Origin of the sequence: Streptosporangium sp. OZ121, from assembly GCF_051918885.1 — a bacterium.
In the GTDB taxonomy this organism is placed as follows: Bacteria; Actinomycetota; Actinomycetes; order Streptosporangiales; family Streptosporangiaceae; genus Streptosporangium.
Genome location: NZ_JBPXMC010000003.1, coordinates 170,720 through 187,625, shown reverse-complemented (window position 1 = coordinate 187,625; position 16,906 = coordinate 170,720). Strand labels below are relative to the sequence as shown.

General features: G+C 71.7%; 15 protein-coding genes. 12 read left to right on the top strand and 3 right to left on the bottom strand.

Annotation, left to right across the window (positions count from 1 at the left end):
* Positions 1-6 precede the first annotated feature (6 nt).
* Complete coding sequence (locus ACTOQ1_RS08490; RefSeq protein ID WP_440065682.1) at positions 7-927, bottom strand: sulfotransferase; 921 nt, start codon at positions 925-927, stop codon at positions 7-9.
* A complete protein-coding gene (locus tag ACTOQ1_RS08485) occupies positions 920-1,882 on the bottom strand; it encodes a family 3 encapsulin nanocompartment shell protein (protein WP_440065681.1) in 963 nt (320 codons plus the stop codon). The genes ACTOQ1_RS08490 and ACTOQ1_RS08485 overlap by 8 nt, the downstream gene beginning before the upstream one ends.
* A gap of 266 nt (positions 1,883-2,148) precedes the next feature.
* On the opposite strand from ACTOQ1_RS08485, the gene ACTOQ1_RS08480 reads away from it, so the two are divergent.
* The 7 genes from ACTOQ1_RS08480 to ACTOQ1_RS08450 are packed head-to-tail and all read left to right on the top strand — an operon-like array spanning position 2,149 to position 8,882.
* The gene (locus tag ACTOQ1_RS08480) at positions 2,149-2,331 is read left to right on the top strand and encodes a lysine biosynthesis protein LysW (protein WP_344745370.1); all 183 of its coding nucleotides are present in this window, start codon (positions 2,149-2,151) and stop codon (positions 2,329-2,331) included.
* Positions 2,332-2,347: 16 nt separating this feature from the next.
* Positions 2,348-3,211: a RimK family alpha-L-glutamate ligase gene (locus tag ACTOQ1_RS08475; RefSeq protein ID WP_440065680.1), complete on the top strand. Its 864-nt coding sequence runs from the start codon at positions 2,348-2,350 to the stop codon at positions 3,209-3,211.
* On the top strand, positions 3,208-4,233 hold the full coding sequence (gene argC / locus ACTOQ1_RS08470) for an N-acetyl-gamma-glutamyl-phosphate reductase (RefSeq protein WP_440065679.1): 1,026 nt from the start codon (positions 3,208-3,210) through the stop codon (positions 4,231-4,233). The genes ACTOQ1_RS08475 and argC overlap by 4 nt, the downstream gene beginning before the upstream one ends.
* A gap of 20 nt (positions 4,234-4,253) precedes the next feature.
* The gene (locus ACTOQ1_RS08465; RefSeq protein ID WP_440065678.1) at positions 4,254-5,141 is read left to right on the top strand and encodes a transketolase; all 888 of its coding nucleotides are present in this window, start codon (positions 4,254-4,256) and stop codon (positions 5,139-5,141) included.
* Positions 5,138-6,100, top strand: a complete 963-nt coding sequence (locus tag ACTOQ1_RS08460; protein ID WP_440065677.1) for a transketolase family protein — start codon at positions 5,138-5,140, stop codon at positions 6,098-6,100. Before ACTOQ1_RS08465 ends, ACTOQ1_RS08460 begins: the two co-directional genes overlap by 4 nt.
* On the top strand, positions 6,097-7,728 hold the full coding sequence (locus tag ACTOQ1_RS08455) for an AMP-binding protein (protein WP_440065676.1): 1,632 nt from the start codon (positions 6,097-6,099) through the stop codon (positions 7,726-7,728). Before ACTOQ1_RS08460 ends, ACTOQ1_RS08455 begins: the two co-directional genes overlap by 4 nt.
* Positions 7,729-7,736: 8 nt before the next feature.
* Positions 7,737-8,882: an acyl-CoA dehydrogenase family protein gene (locus tag ACTOQ1_RS08450; RefSeq protein ID WP_440065675.1), complete on the top strand. Its 1,146-nt coding sequence runs from the start codon at positions 7,737-7,739 to the stop codon at positions 8,880-8,882.
* Between the two features lie 126 nt (positions 8,883-9,008).
* Here the strand turns inward: ACTOQ1_RS08450 and ACTOQ1_RS08445 are convergent, their stop codons facing one another.
* Positions 9,009-9,587 carry a CGNR zinc finger domain-containing protein gene (locus ACTOQ1_RS08445; protein WP_440065674.1) on the bottom strand — a complete coding sequence of 193 codons (579 nt, stop codon included), beginning with the start codon at positions 9,585-9,587 and terminating at the stop codon, positions 9,009-9,011.
* A 277-nt stretch (positions 9,588-9,864) separates the two neighbouring features.
* Here ACTOQ1_RS08445 and ACTOQ1_RS08440 point away from each other — a divergent pair, with 277 nt between their 5' ends.
* The 5 genes from ACTOQ1_RS08440 to ACTOQ1_RS08420 are packed head-to-tail and all read left to right on the top strand — an operon-like array spanning position 9,865 to position 16,665.
* Complete coding sequence (locus tag ACTOQ1_RS08440; RefSeq protein WP_440065673.1) at positions 9,865-11,445, top strand: aldehyde dehydrogenase family protein; 1,581 nt, start codon at positions 9,865-9,867, stop codon at positions 11,443-11,445.
* Positions 11,446-11,450: 5 nt separating this feature from the next.
* Positions 11,451-11,972: a type II toxin-antitoxin system RatA family toxin gene (locus tag ACTOQ1_RS08435; protein ID WP_440065671.1), complete on the top strand. Its 522-nt coding sequence runs from the start codon at positions 11,451-11,453 to the stop codon at positions 11,970-11,972.
* On the top strand, positions 11,959-12,981 hold the full coding sequence (locus tag ACTOQ1_RS08430; RefSeq protein WP_440065670.1) for a ketoacyl-ACP synthase III family protein: 1,023 nt from the start codon (positions 11,959-11,961) through the stop codon (positions 12,979-12,981). The genes ACTOQ1_RS08435 and ACTOQ1_RS08430 overlap by 14 nt, the downstream gene beginning before the upstream one ends.
* A gap of 25 nt (positions 12,982-13,006) precedes the next feature.
* On the top strand, positions 13,007-14,170 hold the full coding sequence (locus ACTOQ1_RS08425; protein ID WP_440065669.1) for a 3-deoxy-7-phosphoheptulonate synthase: 1,164 nt from the start codon (positions 13,007-13,009) through the stop codon (positions 14,168-14,170).
* Between the two features lie 38 nt (positions 14,171-14,208).
* Complete coding sequence (locus ACTOQ1_RS08420) at positions 14,209-16,665, top strand: non-ribosomal peptide synthetase (protein ID WP_440065668.1); 2,457 nt, start codon at positions 14,209-14,211, stop codon at positions 16,663-16,665.
* Positions 16,666-16,906: the final 241 nt, after the last annotated feature.

Here is a 16,906-nt window from a genome sequence, read left to right as displayed (position 1 = left end):
GGTCGCCTACCTCGTCGGCAGGAGCGGGTACCCGTAGCGGGTGAGCACCGGCAGGGCCGGCGCCGTCGCGGCGGCGATCTCCCGCGCGGACAGCGCGGTGCGCCAGCGCTCGTCGGAACGGATCTTGGTGTCGCCCTTGGACAGCCGGTCGGGGTTGCCGGTCACCGTGTGGTTCTCCCCGAGCGAGACCAGGCCGGTCCCGTCGACCGGCGGCTCTCCCGCCAGCCCCGCGAACCGCATGACCCGCTCGACGACCTCTCGCGGCCGGTCGCAGAGGTCCTCGTGCCTGACCCGCAGGTACCGGTCGGGGGCGGCCCCTCCGACGAGTTCCGACGCGACGTTGAACGCGCTCCAGTACCCGCTGCTGCGGGCGGGGCTCATCGGGTCGATGTACTCCTTGGCGTTCTTGTAGGAGAACGCCGTCGCGCGGGGGTCGCGCACCATGTGCAGCACCCGGACGTCCAGGTCCGTACGCCCCAGCAGCGCGGCCGCCTCGGCGGGATACTTCGAGCCGTCCACGATCAGGCGCTCGCCGCCGCTCGTGGCCAGCGCCCGGTAGACGGCGGCGGTGCGTCCGAGCGCCTCCTCGACGCCGGGCGCCGTCGGTGTCCTGCCCTGGGCCTCCGCGAGGCGGGTCCTGGTGTGGCGGGTCCGCAGCAGGAAGCGCTGCAGGATCATCATCCGGCGCGCGGCGCCGGCCTGCGCCACGTCGCCGGATCCGAGGACCGGGGACCAGACGTCGCACGCGGTCAGGTCCCTGCCGCAGCCGCAGCTGGAGTTCGTGCCGGCGTTCAGCACGCCGTTGCGCCACAGGTAGTGCAGCTCGCCGGCGTGCAGGACGCCGGGGAGCTCGCCGAGGACGTTCCCGAGCAGGGTGCTGCCGCTCCGCATCCACCCGGTGATGTACAGGATCCGCGGGTCACCCATGGCGGCCACCCCACGACAGCGTCATCAGGTGCTGCGGCAGGTGCACGGCGAGGCCGACGCGGGTGCTCGCCTCGACGAGGTCGGCGCCGTCGGTCCCGGCGCCGCGGCGCAGTGCGAGGAAGGAGGTGCCGGGCAGCAGCAGGGTGAACGCGGCGCGGAAGTCCCCCATGAGCAGGGTGTCCCTCGGGATCATGCGCGTCCTCGACACGGTGATCCCGGCGGCGGCCAGCCGGCCGAGCATGCCCGTCCTGACCATCTCCCAGTAGACCGCGGGGTGGGCGACGACGCCGTCGCACGAGCCGCCGGTCTCCTCCACCTCGGCGGCGGCCTCGGTGGCCGCCTCCTCGAGGCCGAGGCCGGTCCGCCGGTGGCGGGTGCCGGGCAGCCGGAGCAGCCCGGTGATCGCTCCGTCGCGGGTGCCGTGCAGCAGCGCCTCGTTCTCCGCCACCGACAGCCGGACGAGCACGCGGTAGTCGACGTACGGGGCCAGCAGCGCGGGCTGCCCGAGGATCCCCTCGGGGATCGGCACGGAGACGGTGAGGTCGGTGAGTCTGGTCCGCTCGATCCTGGGCGCGAAGGCCGCCTCGGGGGTGGCGGCGTAGGAGGTGCCCGACTCGCTCAACCGCCCCCGGGGAGGTTCGTGGACGTAGGACGCCGGGCCGTCGGCCACGGGCGCGGTCTTCAGCAGGTGGCGTACCGGATAGCGGGGGCGGGAGGCGAAGAGCGGGAACGCGGCGGGCAGGTGCATGCCGAAGGGCACCACCAGGTCCCCCCGTTCTCCGGCCCGCTCACCGGCACGGTCACCGTCGCCCGCGCGTTCGCCGGCCGCGCTCACGGCGGCCGCGAACTCCTCGCCCGGCGTGCGCTCGACGGTTCCGAAATCGAAATCAAGATCAGATGGAGCCGGGTGCGCACCGTTGCCGTTGACGGCCGGACTCTCTGCGATCCCTCGCATTACCCCTCCTTCTGGAGACATCTGGAGACCTCTGAAGATGACGACAAGCAATCAAATAATCACCACCAAATAGCTTAGTCACCCGACACGGCAATTTTCGGCCCCTACCCAAGAAGCGATGCTTATGAGGTAATAGATCGGCGTTATGAGATCGCCACATAAGCGATATCGTTCATTTCGAGTAAAACCACTTATTAGCTGTTTCACGGGAAATGGGGTTACGGTTTATAAGACAATCTCGGACAACTACGAACAGGGATGAGCTCATGCAGAAGGTTGTGAACGGCCCGGAATGCCCTGAGTGCGCGGCCGAGGTGACGATCGACGGAGACGCCAGGGTGAGCGAGATCGTCGAGTGCCTGGACTGCCGGAGCGAGCTGGAGATCGCCTCCGTCCAGCCTCCGACCCTCACGCTGGCACCGGACGTCGAAGAAGACTGGGGCGAGTAGCGGAGGGAGCTGTGCCATGGATTCCGTAGCACCTCACCTCGCCGTCCTCGCGTCACGAGTGCGGTTCGAGGAAAAGAGCATCATGGGCGCCCTCGAACGGCGCGGCGCCAGGTTCGAGCACCTGGACCCCAGGTCGCTGTTCGTCGCGGACGACTCGGCCTGGACGGGTCCCACCCTCGTCCTCAATCGCGAAGTCGGGCACTTCCGCGCTCTCTACGCGGCGAGTGCCCTGGAGTCGGCGGGGGTGACGGTGCTGAACAGCGCCGCCGCCACACATCTCAGCGGCGACAAGTGGCACACGTCGGCGGCCCTGCTGAAAAGCGGGCTGCCGACGCCCAGGACCGCGCTGGCGATGACGTCGGAAGCGGCGCTGGAGGCCCTGGACGAGATCGGCTACCCGGCCGTGGTCAAACCGCTGGTCGGCTCCTGGGGCCGGCTGGTGACCAGGGTCACGGACCGCGCCGTGGCGACGGCCGTGCTCGAACACGTCGCCGCGCTCCCCTCCCCGCAGTCGCACGTGGTCTACCTGCAGGAGCAGGTGCCCAAGGCCGACCGGGACCTCCGCGTGCTCGTCGTGGGCGGCGAGGCGCTCGGCGCGACCTACCGCCGGGGCGAGGAGTGGCGCACCAACGTGGCGAGGGGCGCCGTGAGCGAGTACTGCCCGCTCGGCCCCGTCCACGCCAAGCTCGCGGTCGCCGCCGCCGAGGCGGTCGGCACCGACATCGCGGGCGTCGACCTCATCGAGGACGTGGACGGGCACCTGACCGTGCTCGAAGTCAACGACCGGGTGGAGTTCAGGGGCTTCCAGGAGGCCCACGGCTCCAGGGTCGACGTGGCGGACGCCATCGCGGCCCATCTCATCGCGAGGGGAGAGACATGACACGCGTCGCGGTCGTCGGAGCCGCCGGCTACATCGGCGGCGAGCTCCTGCGCATCCTGACCACCCATCCGGAGGTCGAGCTGGCCGCCGCCACCTCCCGGCGCCTGCGGGGCCGCCAGATCGACGGGGTCCACCCGAACCTGAGGGGAAGGACCCGGCTGACCTTCTGCGCGGAGGACCGGCTCGACCACTACGACGTCCTGTTCCTGGCGACACCGCACCGGGAGACGATGCGCCGGATGCCGGAGTTCCTCGGCAGGGCCGACACGATCATCGACCTGTCCGGCGACTTCCGGTTGCGGTCCGCCGACACCTACGCGGACTACTACGGGGTCCCGCACGAGGCCCCCGAGCTTCTCGGCACCTTCGTGCCCGGCGTGCCGGAGTTCCACCGGGACCGCCTGCGGACGGCCGACCGGATCAGCGTGCCCGGCTGCATGGCGAACGCCGGGATCCTGGCGCTCGCCCCGCTGGCCGAGGCCGGACTGATCAGGGACGAGATAACGGTCGACGCCAGGACCGGTTCCAGCGGCGCCGGGGCGACCGCGGGCTCGGAGAACCTGCACGCCGAGCGCAGCGGCGCGCTCAGGGTCTTCGCCCCGACGCGCCACCGGCACGAGGCGGAGATCTCCCAGGCGACCGGGCTTCCCGTCAGCATGACGGCGACGGGAGTGGAGGCCGTACGAGGGGTGCAGCTGCTGTGCAGGGCACGCCTCGCCGACGGTGTCGGCGAGCGGGACATCCGCACCGTCTACCGGGAGCGGTACGGGAACGAGCCGTTCGTCCGCGTGGTCGCCCAGCGGCGCGGCCTGCACCGGTTCCCGGACGCGAAGATCCTGTCCGGTTCCAACTTCTGCGACGTCGGCTTCGCCCTGGACCCGGAGTCGGACGGCGTGACGGTGATCGCGGCCCTGGACAACCTGGTCAAGGGCGGTTCCGGGAACGCGGTGCAGTGCATGAACATCCGGCTCGGCCTGCCCGAGTCCCTCGGGCTCGACTTCATCGGCCTGCACCCGAACTGACCGAGGCGAAAGGAGCAGACGTGAGCAGCACCTCCACCCTGCCGGGTACGACCCAGGCGGGCGAGATGACCGATCCGGCCGCGGTGACGGGCCGGATCAGGGAACACATCGTGAACATGTGCGCGAGTCCCGAGGGCGGGCACCTGGGGGGTTCCATGTCCCTCGTCGAGGTTCTCGCCACCCTGTACTTCCAGATCATGCGCATCGACCCCCGGAACCCGGGTTCGCCCGACCGGGACATGTTGCTGCTGAGCAAGGGACACGCGGGCATCGCCCTCTACGCGACCCTCTGCGAGGCCGGCTTCTTCCCCGAGGAGCGGCTCGCCGACTACGCGCTGCCGGGGAGCTCCTTCATGGCCCACCCCCACGCCGAGATTCCCGGCGTGGAGATGCCGTCCGGCTCTCTGGGCCACGGCCTGGCGCTGGGCGTCGGGGTCGCGCTCGCGGCCAGGCTCGGCGGCTCAGGCCGCCGGTGCTTCGTGGTCATGGGCGACGGCGAGCTCCAGGAGGGCTCGGTCTGGGAGGCCGCGAGCGTGGCCGCGAACCACGGGCTGGACAACCTCACCGCCGTGATCGACCGCAACCGCCTCCAGATCACCGGCGAGACGGAGTCCGTCGGCGACCTGGAGCCGCTGGCCGACCGGTGGCAGGCCTTCGGCTGGCAGGTCCGCGAGGTGGACGGCCACGACGTCGGCGCGCTGACCGCGGCGTTCACCGCGCCGCCCGAGCGGGGGCGGCCCACCCTGATCATCGCCCACACCGTCAAGGGCAAGGGACTGCCCTTCATCGAGGGGCAGGCACGCAGTCACTACGCCAAGCTGGGCGACCGGCAGCACCGCCGCGCGCTCTCCGCCCTGCGCGCCGCCGCGGAAGACCTGCGCGCCGCCTCGGAAGGAGAGCGGCGATGACCGCCACCACACTGAAGACGCGCTCGTCCCGTGAGGTCTACCGGGACGTGCTCGTGGAACTCATGCCCGCCGACGAGCGGCTGATCTGCCTGGACAGCGACACCGGCCTGTTCAGCGGGGTCGACTTCGGCGAGGCGGGCGACAGGTACCTCAACCTGGGCATCGCCGAGCACACCCTCATGGGCGCCGCGGCCGGGCTCGCCAAGGAGGGGCGCGTGCCCGTCGTGAACACGATGGCGGCGTTCGCCTCGACCCGGGCCCTGGAGGCCGTCAAGGTCGACATCGCGCTCAACAACCTGCCCGTCCGCATCGCCGCGACCCACTCCGGGGTGTCGGGCGGCCATCTCGGCCCCACCCACCACTCGCTGGAGGATCTGGCCGTCATGCGGAACCTGCCGAACATGACCGTCGTCGTCCCGGCCGACGCGGCCACCACCGACGAGCTGTTCCGCCAGGCCCTCCTCCTGCCGGGCCCCGTCTACTTCCGGCTGGGCCGCAACGCCACCCCCGACCTTCCCGACGGCCCGCCCGTACGGCTCGGGCAGGCGCGGACCCTGCGGGAGGGCACCGACGTCACGCTCGCCGCCTGCGGCCCGTACCCGGTGCTCGCCGCCCTCGACGCCGCGGACCTGCTGGAGCGCGACGGCATCGCGGCGTCCGTGATCCACGTGCACACGGTCAAGCCGCTGGACACGGCCACGCTCGCCGCCGCGGCGAGCGCGACCGGCGTCGTGGTCACGGTGGAGGAGCACTGGCGCGCCGGGGGCTTCGGAGCCGCCGTCGCCGAGAGCCTCTCCGAGATCCTGCCGGTCAGGGTGCACCGGGTGGCGATGCCGGACGCGTTCGTGCCGGTCTCCGGTGGCCAGAGATATCTCCTGGAGCGGGGTGGCATCACCCCCCAGGCCGTCGCCGCGCGGGCCAGGACGGCCCTCGGCAGACCGAGGAGGGACCACCGATGAAGGACGACTTCCGGTCCGCCGGCTGGTGGCGCGACGAGACTATCCTCGACGACCTCCGGCGTTCCGCCGCCGACCACCCGGACAAGCAGGCGCTCGTCTGCTACCGCGACGGCGTCGCCGAGACGGTGACCTACGCCGAGCTCGCCCACCGCGTCGACCGCCTCGCGGTGAGCCTGGTGCGGCTGGGCGTGGGCCGCGGTGACGTGGTGACCCTGCAGCTGCCCAACTCGTGGCAGCTCGTCGCGTCGATCCTCGCGTGCGCGCGGATCGGCGCCGTGGCGGGCCCGGTCGTGCCGATCATGCGCAGGCGCGAGGTCGAGTTCATGACCGGGCTCACCGCCAGCCCCGTATACATCGCGGCGGCCGAGTTCCGCGGCTTCTCGTACGCGGACATGAGCGCCGAGGTCGCCCGCGCCGTCCCCGGCCTGCGCCACCGGGTGCTGCTCGGCGGCGGTGGCGGTGGCGGCGGCGGTATGAGCGGCGCGCTCGACTTCGACCGCGACCTCCTCGGCCCCGACCCCTCCCCCGAGGAGATCGAGGCCCTCGACGCCCTCGAGGCCGGACCGGACGACCCCGCCCAGATCGTGTTCACCTCCGGCACGACCGGTGAGCCGAAGGGCGTCGTGCACAGCCACAACACCCTGTACTCGATGAACAGGGCGCAGGCCGACGTGCTTCACCTGACGATCAGGGAAGTGACGGCGATGGGTTCCCCCACGACCCACCAGGCCGGTTACACCTGGAACTTCATCATGCCGCTCATCCTCGGCGCGACGGCCGTGCAGGTGGACGCGTGGGACCCGGCCCTGATGCTGCGGATCCTGGAGGAGCGGAAGGTCACGTTCTTCATGGGCGCGCCCACGTTCCTCTCCGACCTCATCGAGGCGCAGCGCGCCTCCCCGAGGGACCTGTCCGCGCTGGCGACGTTCGCCACGGGCAGCGCGCCGATCGCGCCGCTCCTGGTGGAGGACGCGCGGGAGGTCCTCGGCTGCCGGGTGTACGCCCTGTGGGGCATGAGCGAGAACGGCTGCGTGACGATCACCCGCCCCGAGGACCCGGCGATGCGCGCGGCCGAGAGCGACGGCACCCCCGTACCGGGAATGGAGGTCAGGATCGTCGGCCGCGAGGGCGAGCCGGTGGCCGCGGGGCAGCCCGGCCTGCTCCAGGTCCGCGGCGCCGCCCAGTGCCTCGGCTACTTCCGCCGCCCCGAGGTGTACGCGAAGTCGCTGACCGAGGACGGCTGGTTCGACACCGGGGACCTGGCCCGCGAGGACGGCCACGGCGGCATCCGGATCACCGGCCGGGTCAAGGACGTCATCATGCGGGGCGCCGAGAACATCCCCGTCGTGGAGGTGGAGGCGGCCCTGCTGCGGCACCGCGCCGTCAAGGACGTGGCCGTCGTCGGCTACCCGGACCCGCGGCTGGGCGAGCGCGCCTGCGCGATCCTCGTCACGGCGGACTCGCCGTCGGATCCCCCGATCACCATCGACGACATGCGCGGCCACCTCGCCGGCCTCGGCATGGCCAAGCAGTACTGGCCCGAGCGGCTGGAGATCGTGCCGTCGCTGCCGAGAACCCCTTCCGGAAAGATCCAGAAATTCGCCCTGCGCGACCGGCTCCGGGCTTAGGACAGGTCATGGACTTCGAATTCACCAGTGAACAGCAGGCGCTCGCCAAGAGGGTGCGGGAGTTCGCCGCCGACAGGGTCGCCCCGTACCGCCACGAGAGCGACGCGCGGCGCGGTTACCGTTCCGGGCTGCTCGCCGAGATGGGCGAGGAGGGGTTGTTCTCGCTGCGCGTCCCCGAGGAGTACGGAGGGCGCGGGCTCGACGCGGTGAGCGCGGGCGTCGCCCTGGAGGAGCTGGCGGCGGCGGACCTGTCGGTCTGCTACCCCGTGCTCAACGCCGCCCTCATCGGCGGCGTCCTGGCCGCGAACGGCACGCCGGAGCAGCTGGCGGGCTGGCTGCCGCCGATCGCCACCGGCGAGGCGATCGTCGCGCTCTGCCTCACCGAGCCCGGCCACGGCACCGACGCCGCGGGCATCGAGATGCGCGCCGAGCCCGACGGCGACGGATGGGTGCTGAACGGCGAGAAGACCTCCATCATGCTCGCCGCCTACGCCACGCACGGCCTGGTCTTCGCGCGCACCGGAGAGCCGGGGGCGCACGGCATCACCGCCTTCTACGTCCGGCTCGACGAGGCCAGGGTGAGCCGCGAGGTCCTCTCCGACCTCGGCTGCCGGTCCGGCGGGCGCGGCAGGCTCGTCCTCGACGGCGTCCGCGTCGGCCCCCGGGACGTGGTCGGGCAACCGGGACTCGGCTTCGCCGCGGTCATGCGCGGGTTCGGCGTCTCGCGGGCGCTCATCTCGCTGATGGCACTCGGGGTCGGCAGGGCCGCGCTCGACGAGGCCGTCGCCCACGCGGGCGCCAGGGAGGCGTTCGGCGAGCGCATCGGCAGGTTCCAGGGGGTCGCCTTCCCCCTGGTCGAGCACGCGACCATGCTGCACGCGGCACGGCTGGTGTCGTACGAGGCGCTGTGGCGTGCCGACGGCGGCCTGGACCCGCGGCTCCCCTCCAACATGGCCAAGTGGTGGGCGCCGAAGGCGGCGATGGAGGCCGTTCACCAGTCCCTGCTGACCATGGGCCACCTCGGCTGGTCGGAGGACGGGCCGGTCGCGCAGCGGCTCAGGGACGTCATCGGGCTCCAGCTCGCGGACGGCACCGCGGCGGCCACCAAGCTCGTCGTCGCGAGAAAACTTCTCGGCCGGGAGAACGCACCGTGATCCGCCGTGATCCCCGGCGAGGCGCAGCCGTGATCTCCGGCGAGGCGCATCGGTGACGCGCCCGGATCGGTGACGCGACCGGGGAGCCGGGTGGAGGGCCGGACCGTCTCCACCCGGCTCTCCGGCTCACCCGGTCTCGTTGTGCGCCCGCTTCGCCTCGCGGTAGGTGCGCATCTTGGCCCGCGTCCCGCACACCGACATCGAGCACCACCGGCTGCCCCGGTTTCGTGACCGGTCGTAGAAGACCCACTCGCATCGGTGCTCGCCGCACGCCTTGAGGCGCTGCCAGGAACCGTCGGCGACGGCATCGGCGACGGACGCCAGCACCGCGGCGAGGGCCCCGCGCACGTCGGTCAGCGCGGGCCGGAGGCCGAGGGCCCCGGCCTCCCCGTCGAACCCCACGACGAGCGGGCAGGCGCGCGCGACGTGCTCGATCGTGCGGCGGGCCTGAGGGTCGGGGGGCCCGCCGTTGTTCTCCCGCAGGAGCGCGCGGAGCGCCTCCCGCAGGACCACGGCGTCGCGGCGATCCAGCTCGCCCGGCTCCACCCCCGGGCCGCCGAGGCCGTTGCGTTCCAGCCAGGTGGCGAGGCCCTCCGCGGTGGCGAAACGGTCAGGGCCGAACTCCACGTTGACGCTGTTGACGAACGCCTGCACCAGCGCGAGCGGGCCCGGCGCCACAGCTCTGTCTCCCGGTTGTCGTTTCACCCTGACAAGGTTACTACCGAAAAATGTTTACCGGTAGTCAATATCGGTGATTCGACATGCCTCGCCAAGCTTCCCGCCCCACCGGCGTCGGCACGGGGCACGGGCACGATCGGCGAGCCGTTCCATCCCCGTCGCGCCGCGCGCTCCACGGTTCGCGTTCGCATCCCGAGAAGCAGGTCTTATCGCACCCCCGTTGTCCCACCCTTGTTACCGCCTTAGCGTAATTGCTGGTAACTACAAATCCGACAGAGAAATCCGGGGCGCGAAGGGAAACGACGTGACGACCAGGGTCTATCCCGCCTACATCGGCGGCAGGGACATCACCGGCGACAGCGGGAAGTACGTCCACACGGTCACCGCGCGGGCCGTCCTGGAGGACACCTTCTCCAGCCTGAGGCTCAAGCGCGACCTTGACCTGGGCGTCGTCGACATCGAATCGGCCGGGGACGTCGTCGCGGGAGCGTGTGCCGTCGCCGACGAGGCGATGGTGGAACTGGCCCTCGAATCGGCGGCCCGGGCCGCCCCGGAATGGGCCCGCTTCCCGCTCGCCACCCGGATGGAGATCGGGTACCGCATCGCGGAACGCCTCGCCGAGCACCGGGACGAGCTGGTCGAGATCCTGGTCGCCGAGGGGCAGCCCCGCTCCCTCGCCGAGGGCATGGTCGACGGGATCCCCCTCACCGGCTGGAGCCGGGAAACGCTCGGATGGTGCGCCGCGCAGATGCGCTTCGACCGGCACGACGGCGAGCGCGAGATGATCCTGCGACGCGTCCCCGACGGGGTGGTCTGCGTCAACCCGCCGCAGAACGCCGCGGTCGCCAACGCCCTGTTCGGCGTCACCGCCCTCCTGGCCGGCAACGCCGTGGTGGTGCGCGCGCCGCGCGGGATCCCGCTCGCGGTCATGTACACGATGCGGGAGATCGTGGCGCCGGTGCTCGAGGAGGCGGGCGCGCCCCCCGGCACGCTCAACGCGCTCTGCGGGCCGCCCATGCTCGACGCCTGGCTGGCCAGCGAGCACGTCGACGACATCGTCTACATCGGCGGCAGCAAGAAGGGCCTGGCCCTGGAGCGCGACTGCGTCGCGGCCGGCAAGAAGCCCATCCTGGAACTCGCGGGCAACGACTGCTTCGTGGTCTGGCACGACGCGGACCTGGACGTCGCGGTGGAGAGCCTCACGCAGTTCTTCACGCAGTCGGGCCAGATCTGCAACGTGCCCAACCAGGTGGTCGCCCACCCCGCGATCGCCGACGAGCTCGTCGAGCGGCTGACCGTGGCCGTGCAGAAGATCCAGCCCGGCTACCCCGAGGAGCGCGGCGTCGTGCTCACCCCGGTCCTGATGGTCGACGCGTTCCACGCCTGCGTCGCCCAGGCGCTCGGGCAGGGCGCGACGCTCGTCCACGGCGGCCGCCGCCTGGAGGTGGACGGGTCGGCGTCGGAGACCGGGTTCTTCCTGGAGCCGACGATCCTGCGGGTCGACGGGCTCCGCGACTCCAGGTCGCTGTGGGTGGTACGCGACGAGACGTTCTTCCCCCTCCTGCCGGTCATCGTCCCCGAGGCCGGCGGGACGGACGACGACCTGCTGGAGCGGGTCATCGAGTTCGTGAACGGCAACGCGTACGGCCTGCGCAACTCCTTCTGGGCCGCCGACCCCTCGGTGATCGACCGGTTCGCCGAGGGGGTCACGAGCGGCGGCCAGCTCAAGATCAACGACTCGCACGCCGGCTTCCTGCCGTTCCTTCCCACCCACGGCGGGACCGGCCTGACCGGCGGCGCCTTCGGGGAGGCGAACTACCTCATGCTGCGCGCCTCGCACCTGCAGGGCGTCAGCATCATCCGCCCGGCGACCGATACGGAGTAAATACCATGACATCTCGCATTTTTAAGGCCAAGGTGTGGTGCTCGGCCGAGGACCTGATCGAGCAGCTCGGCGACGACCGGGCGTTCCCGTCGTGCGCCCCGGACATCCTCTCCGTCGAGGACCTCGGCGGCGGGCTCCGTCAGTGGGTCCTCGCCTTCCGCGGCGGCACGGCCGAGTGGGTCCAGCACAGCCGCCACCTGGTCGGCGCGCAGCCGTACCGGATCGAGTTCGAGCAGGTCACCGGCGACTTCCACGAGTTCAGGGGCTCCTGGACGACCGAGGACCTCGCCGAGGGCTGCGAGGTCACCTTCCAGGTGGACTACTCCACGAGCGTCCCGCACCTGGCGGGCGCGATCGACACGGCCGTCGGACGGGTGCTGCTCCGCAGCGTCCGGCGGATCCTCGACGGGATCTGCGGGCCGATCCACGTCACCGCGGGCGGCGAGTACCTGTGGGACGTCCCCGAGGCCTCCGGCATCTCCGGCACCTCCGGCACGGAAAGGACGCTCAGCGATGCGATTCGATGACATCTGGATCTCCGGCACGGGCGGCACGCTCGGCGACCTGGTGCCGATAGGCCGGGCCGTCGAGGACGGCTCCTACTCGGCCGAGGTCGCGGAGAGCACCGGGATGGTCTCCGTCTCCCAGTCCGCGGACGCTCCCCCCGAGATGGCCGTGACCGCGGGAAGGCAGGCGCTCAAGGAGGCCGCGGCCTGCGGGACGGAGATCGGTCCCGACACGCTCTACCTGCACAGCCACAGCCACTTCCAGGGCGTCGACATGTGGCCCGCGGCCTGCTGGATCGGCGGGGAACTGCTGGGCACCCGGATGGCCGGGATGCCGATGACCGTCTCGGCGGCGTCGAACGGCTCCCTGGCCTGCCTGGAGATCGCGGCGAGCATGCTGGCGGGACGCCCCGAGCTCCCCTCCGCCCTCATCACGGTCGCGGACCGGTTCGCCCCGCCCACCGACCGCTGGTACCTCTCCCCCGGCATGGTCTTCGGTGACGGTGCCGCGTCGGCGGTGGTCACGCGCGGCGATGGCCGGCTGAGGCTGCTGTCCTGCGCGTCGGAGACCGACGCGGCCCTCGAAGGCCTCTCGCGCGGCGACGAGCCGTTCCGCACGGCCCCCGAGCCGCGGCCCGACATGAGGCGCAGGACCCGGGAGTTCCTGGCCCGCGGCGAGCTGTCGCTGCGCGACGTCCGCGCCAGGTCGGCGGCCGGGACAGCCGGCGTCGTCTCCCGGGCGCTGTCCGACGCCGGCCTGTCCATGGACGGGATCGACTGGCTCGTCACGCCGTTCGTCGGGCGGGCCCTGTTCAAGGAGAGCTTCGTACGACCACTGGACGCCGTTCCCGGTAACACCCTGGCCGAGCTCGGGCTCACGATCGGCCACCTCGGCCCCGCCGACCAGCTCTACGGCCTGGACCACCTGTTGAAAGAGAACCTTCTGGAGCCGGGAAAGCGGGTGCTCCTCATCGGTACCGGCATGGGATTCACATTCTCCGCGGCCGTCCTCGAGGCGCGCGGCGCCTGATCACCCCACAGGAAGGAACCCCGTCATGACCGTCACCCAGACCCCCGACGCGTCTCCCACCCCCTCTCTCTACTCCCGGGTCACCCCGGTCGAGCCGCTTCTCCCGCCCGCGACGCTGCGGGAGGAGATCCCGCTGTCGCCCGCCGCCGGGGAGACCGTCCTCAACGGCCGGTACGAGGTCGCCCAGGTGCTGAGCGGCCAGGACGACCGGCTCGTCGTGGTCGCCGGCCCGTGTTCCATCCACGACCCCCGCGCCGCCCTGACCTACGCCGAGCGGCTGTCCGACCTCGCACGGCAGGTGTCCGGCTCGCTCGTGGTCGTCATGCGGGTCTACATGGAGAAGCCGCGGACCCGCCTCGGCTGGAAGGGGCTCATCAGCGACCCCCACCTCGACGGCTCGCACGACCTCAACAGCGGGCTGCGCCTGGCGAGAAGCCTGATGGTGGACATCCTGGAGACCGGCCTGCCGATCGGCTGCGAGTTCCTCGACCCGCTGACCCCCCTCTACTTCTCCGACGCCGTGTCCTGGGGGTCGATCGGTGCCCGCACCGTCCAGAGCCAGGTGCACCGGCAGCTCACCAGCGGGCTCAGCATGCCCGTCGGCATCAAGAACGCGACGAGCGGCCACGTGGAGGACGCGGTCGACGCCATCGTCGCGGCCTCCAAGGGGCACGTGTTCCCGGGCATCGACGACGAGGGCGTCGCCTCGATCGTCGCCACCAGCGGGAACCCCGAGTGCCACGTCGTCCTGCGCGGCGGCAGCACGGCCCCGAACTACGGACCCTCCGACGTGGCGAACGCCCTCGAACTGCTGGGGAGGGCGGGACTGCCCCAGCGCCTCTTCATCGACGCCAGCCACGGCAACAGCGGCAAGGACCACGAGCGGCAGCCCCACGTCGCCTCGGACATCGCGCGGCGGATCGCCGGCGGGGAGACCGGCATCGCCGGGATCATGCTGGAGAGCTTCCTGGCCGCCGGCCGGCAGGACCTGGTCCTGGGGCGGACGGACCGCCTCGCGTACGGGCAGAGCGTGACCGACGCCTGCGTGGACTGGGAGCAGACCACCCGGATGGTCGAGGAGCTCGCCGCGGCCGCCGAGACCGGGCGTTCCCTCCGGCGGGCCGGTGCCGAGACCACTCCCCTGCTGGCCGAGGCCGCTCTCCCCGCCTCGATGCCCGCCCTCGCCTGAGCCCCCTGTCCCACGCTATTTCGAGAGGAACGATTCCCATGGAAACGACCAACTCGTCGCTTCCCCTCGCCCGTCCCGCCGGTGACGACCGGATCGGGGAGCCGCACCGGCACCCCATCCCCGTTCCCGAGAAGGCCGTCCCGGACGGTGAGACGTTCGCGGTGGCGGCCCTGGCCGGCCTGCTCCACCGCTACACGGGGGAGACCGAGCTGCTGATCGGACGGCGGGCGCGGCGGGGTCCGGCCGGGACCGTCCGGCTGCGGGTGTCGGGGGACACGACCGCCGCGGACCTGCTGTCCGCGATCGCCGCCACGCGGGCGGAGCCGTTCGCCGGCGAGGCCTGTCACGCCGTCGTCTCCACGGGAGACGTTCCCGCGAACGGCGTCCCCGCGAGTGACGCGCCCCCGAACGGCGTCCCCGCGAACGGTATCTCCGCGAGTGAGGGCTTCACGAGTGGCGGCTTCGCGAGTGACGGCTTCGCGAACGGCGAGGAGCCGGGCCCGCGTGCCGCGCTGACCGTGCTCACCCGGGACGGGGGCGGCCTTGAGCTCGTGATGTCCCGGGCGGAGTTCGACGCGGACGCCGCCGCCCAGTACGCGCTGCACCTGGGGCGGGTCCTCGACGCCCTGGCGGCCGACCCGGCCGTCGCGCTGCGGGACGTCGCCCTGCTCACCGAGGAGGAGTCGCGGCGCATCCTGGTCGACTGGAACCGAACGGAGGAGCCCGTGCCCGGCCTCTTCTTCCACGAGGTCGTCGCGGACATCGCGCGCCGGACGCCCGACGTGGTCGCGGTGGCCTGGCCCGGTGGCCGGCTGACCTTCCGCGAGCTCGACGACCAGGCCAACCAGCTCGCCCACCGGCTGGCCTCGGCGGGGGTCCGCCCCCGCGACCGGGTCGGGGTCTGCTTCCCGCGCGGCGCCGAGAGCCTGATCGCGCAGCTCGCCTGCTTCAAGACGGCGGCGGCGGCGATCCTGCTGGACCCCGAGTTCCCCGACGACCGCGTCCGCTTCATGATCGAGGACGCCTCCGCCGTGGTGGTGCTGACCATGACGGCCCACGAGTCCAAGGTGTCCGGGATCTGCCCGGTGCTCTCGCTCGACGACGCGGACTGGCGCGAGGAGCCCACCACCCCGGTCAGCGAGCGGGTGGAGGCAGAGGACCTCATCCACATCTGCTACACCTCCGGCTCCACGGGGGTGCCCAAGGCCGTCATGGTGCCGCACGGCGCGGCCCGCAACCTCATCTACAGCATGCGCGTGATCTGCGGCATCACCGAGAGGTCCCGCGGGACGTGGCTGGCGGCGCCCGGCTACGGCATGGTGGAGGTCGAGTGCTTCTCGGTCCTGGCCGCGGGCGCCACGGTCCACATCCCCGAGCCGTCGGTCGTGACGTCGCCCGAGTGGCTGCGCGACTGGCTCGTCTCGGAGCGGATCACCCACACCCTGCTCATGAAGGCCATGGCCGAACGGCTGTGGACGCTTCACTGGCCCGCCGAGACCGAGCTGGTCAACATCAGGATCTGCGGCGAGCGCGTGCAGTCGTGGCCCTCCGCCGACCTGCCCTTCCACGTGTTCAACCTGTACGGCTCAGCGGAGGCGACGGTGGTGGCCACGTGCGACATCACCCAGCTCGGCGTGGACCTCGGCGAGGAGGGGCGCGCCCACCGCCTGCCCCCGATCGGCCGGCCCACGCCCAACGTCAAGGCGTACGTGCTCGGCGAGAACCTCGAAGTCCTCCCGCCGGGAGTCGTCGGCGAGATCTTCGTGGCCGGGGAGAGCCTGTCGCGGGGGTATCTGGGACGGCCCGAGGCCACCGCGGAGAAGTGGCTCGCCAACCCGATGGACCGGGTCCGCCACCCGGTGCTGTACCGGACGGGTGACGTGGCGCGCTACTGGACCGACGGGAGCATCGAGATCGTCGGCCGTACCGACAACCAGATCAAGGTGCGCGGCAACCGGGTGCACCTCGGCGAGATCGAGGCCGTCCTGGCCGCCCAGCCGGGCGTCGGCCAGGCGGCGGTCCTGGCCAAGAAGGACGGCCAGGGAGACGTCCAGCTGGTGGCCTACATCGAGCCGGGCCCCGGGCCCGTCCCCGAGGTCCGGGACGTCCGGGCGGCGCTGCAGCAGACGCTTCCCTCGTTCATGGTGCCTGCGGCGTACGTCATCGGCGGTCTCCCGACGACGACGAACGGCAAGATCGACCGGACCGCGCTCCCCGAGCCGCCCCGGTCCCGCCCGGACGTCGGCAGCCCCTACCAGGAGCCGCGCGACGACATCGAGCGGTCCCTGCAGCAGATCTGGGCGAAGACGCTGGAACTCGAGGGCATCGGCATCCTCGACAACTTCTTCGAGCTGGGCGGGGACTCCCTGCGCGCGGCCCGCCTGACCGAGCGGATCCGCGAGGTCTTCGACGCCGACGTCGACATCGACGACCTGTTCGACGAGGCCAGCATCGAGCGGATGGCCCGCACCATCGCGGAGGCGAAAAAGGGCTGACCGCTGATTCGCGCACAAGGAACCCGACGGAAAGGACCGTACGAAGAACCCGATGGAAAGGACCGGACCCGGCGAAGGACCGGGGCCGGTCCTCAATATTTCCCCCCATCCATCCCGGCCGCTTTCCGACACTCGCGCATTCATGCCTGGAACCTTTTCCGGCCGCCGCTCCTTCTTGTTCGCATCATGAGAAGAATGTCTTATCACCGGCCCGTTGTACCGCCCTGAGCTGGGGCCTACC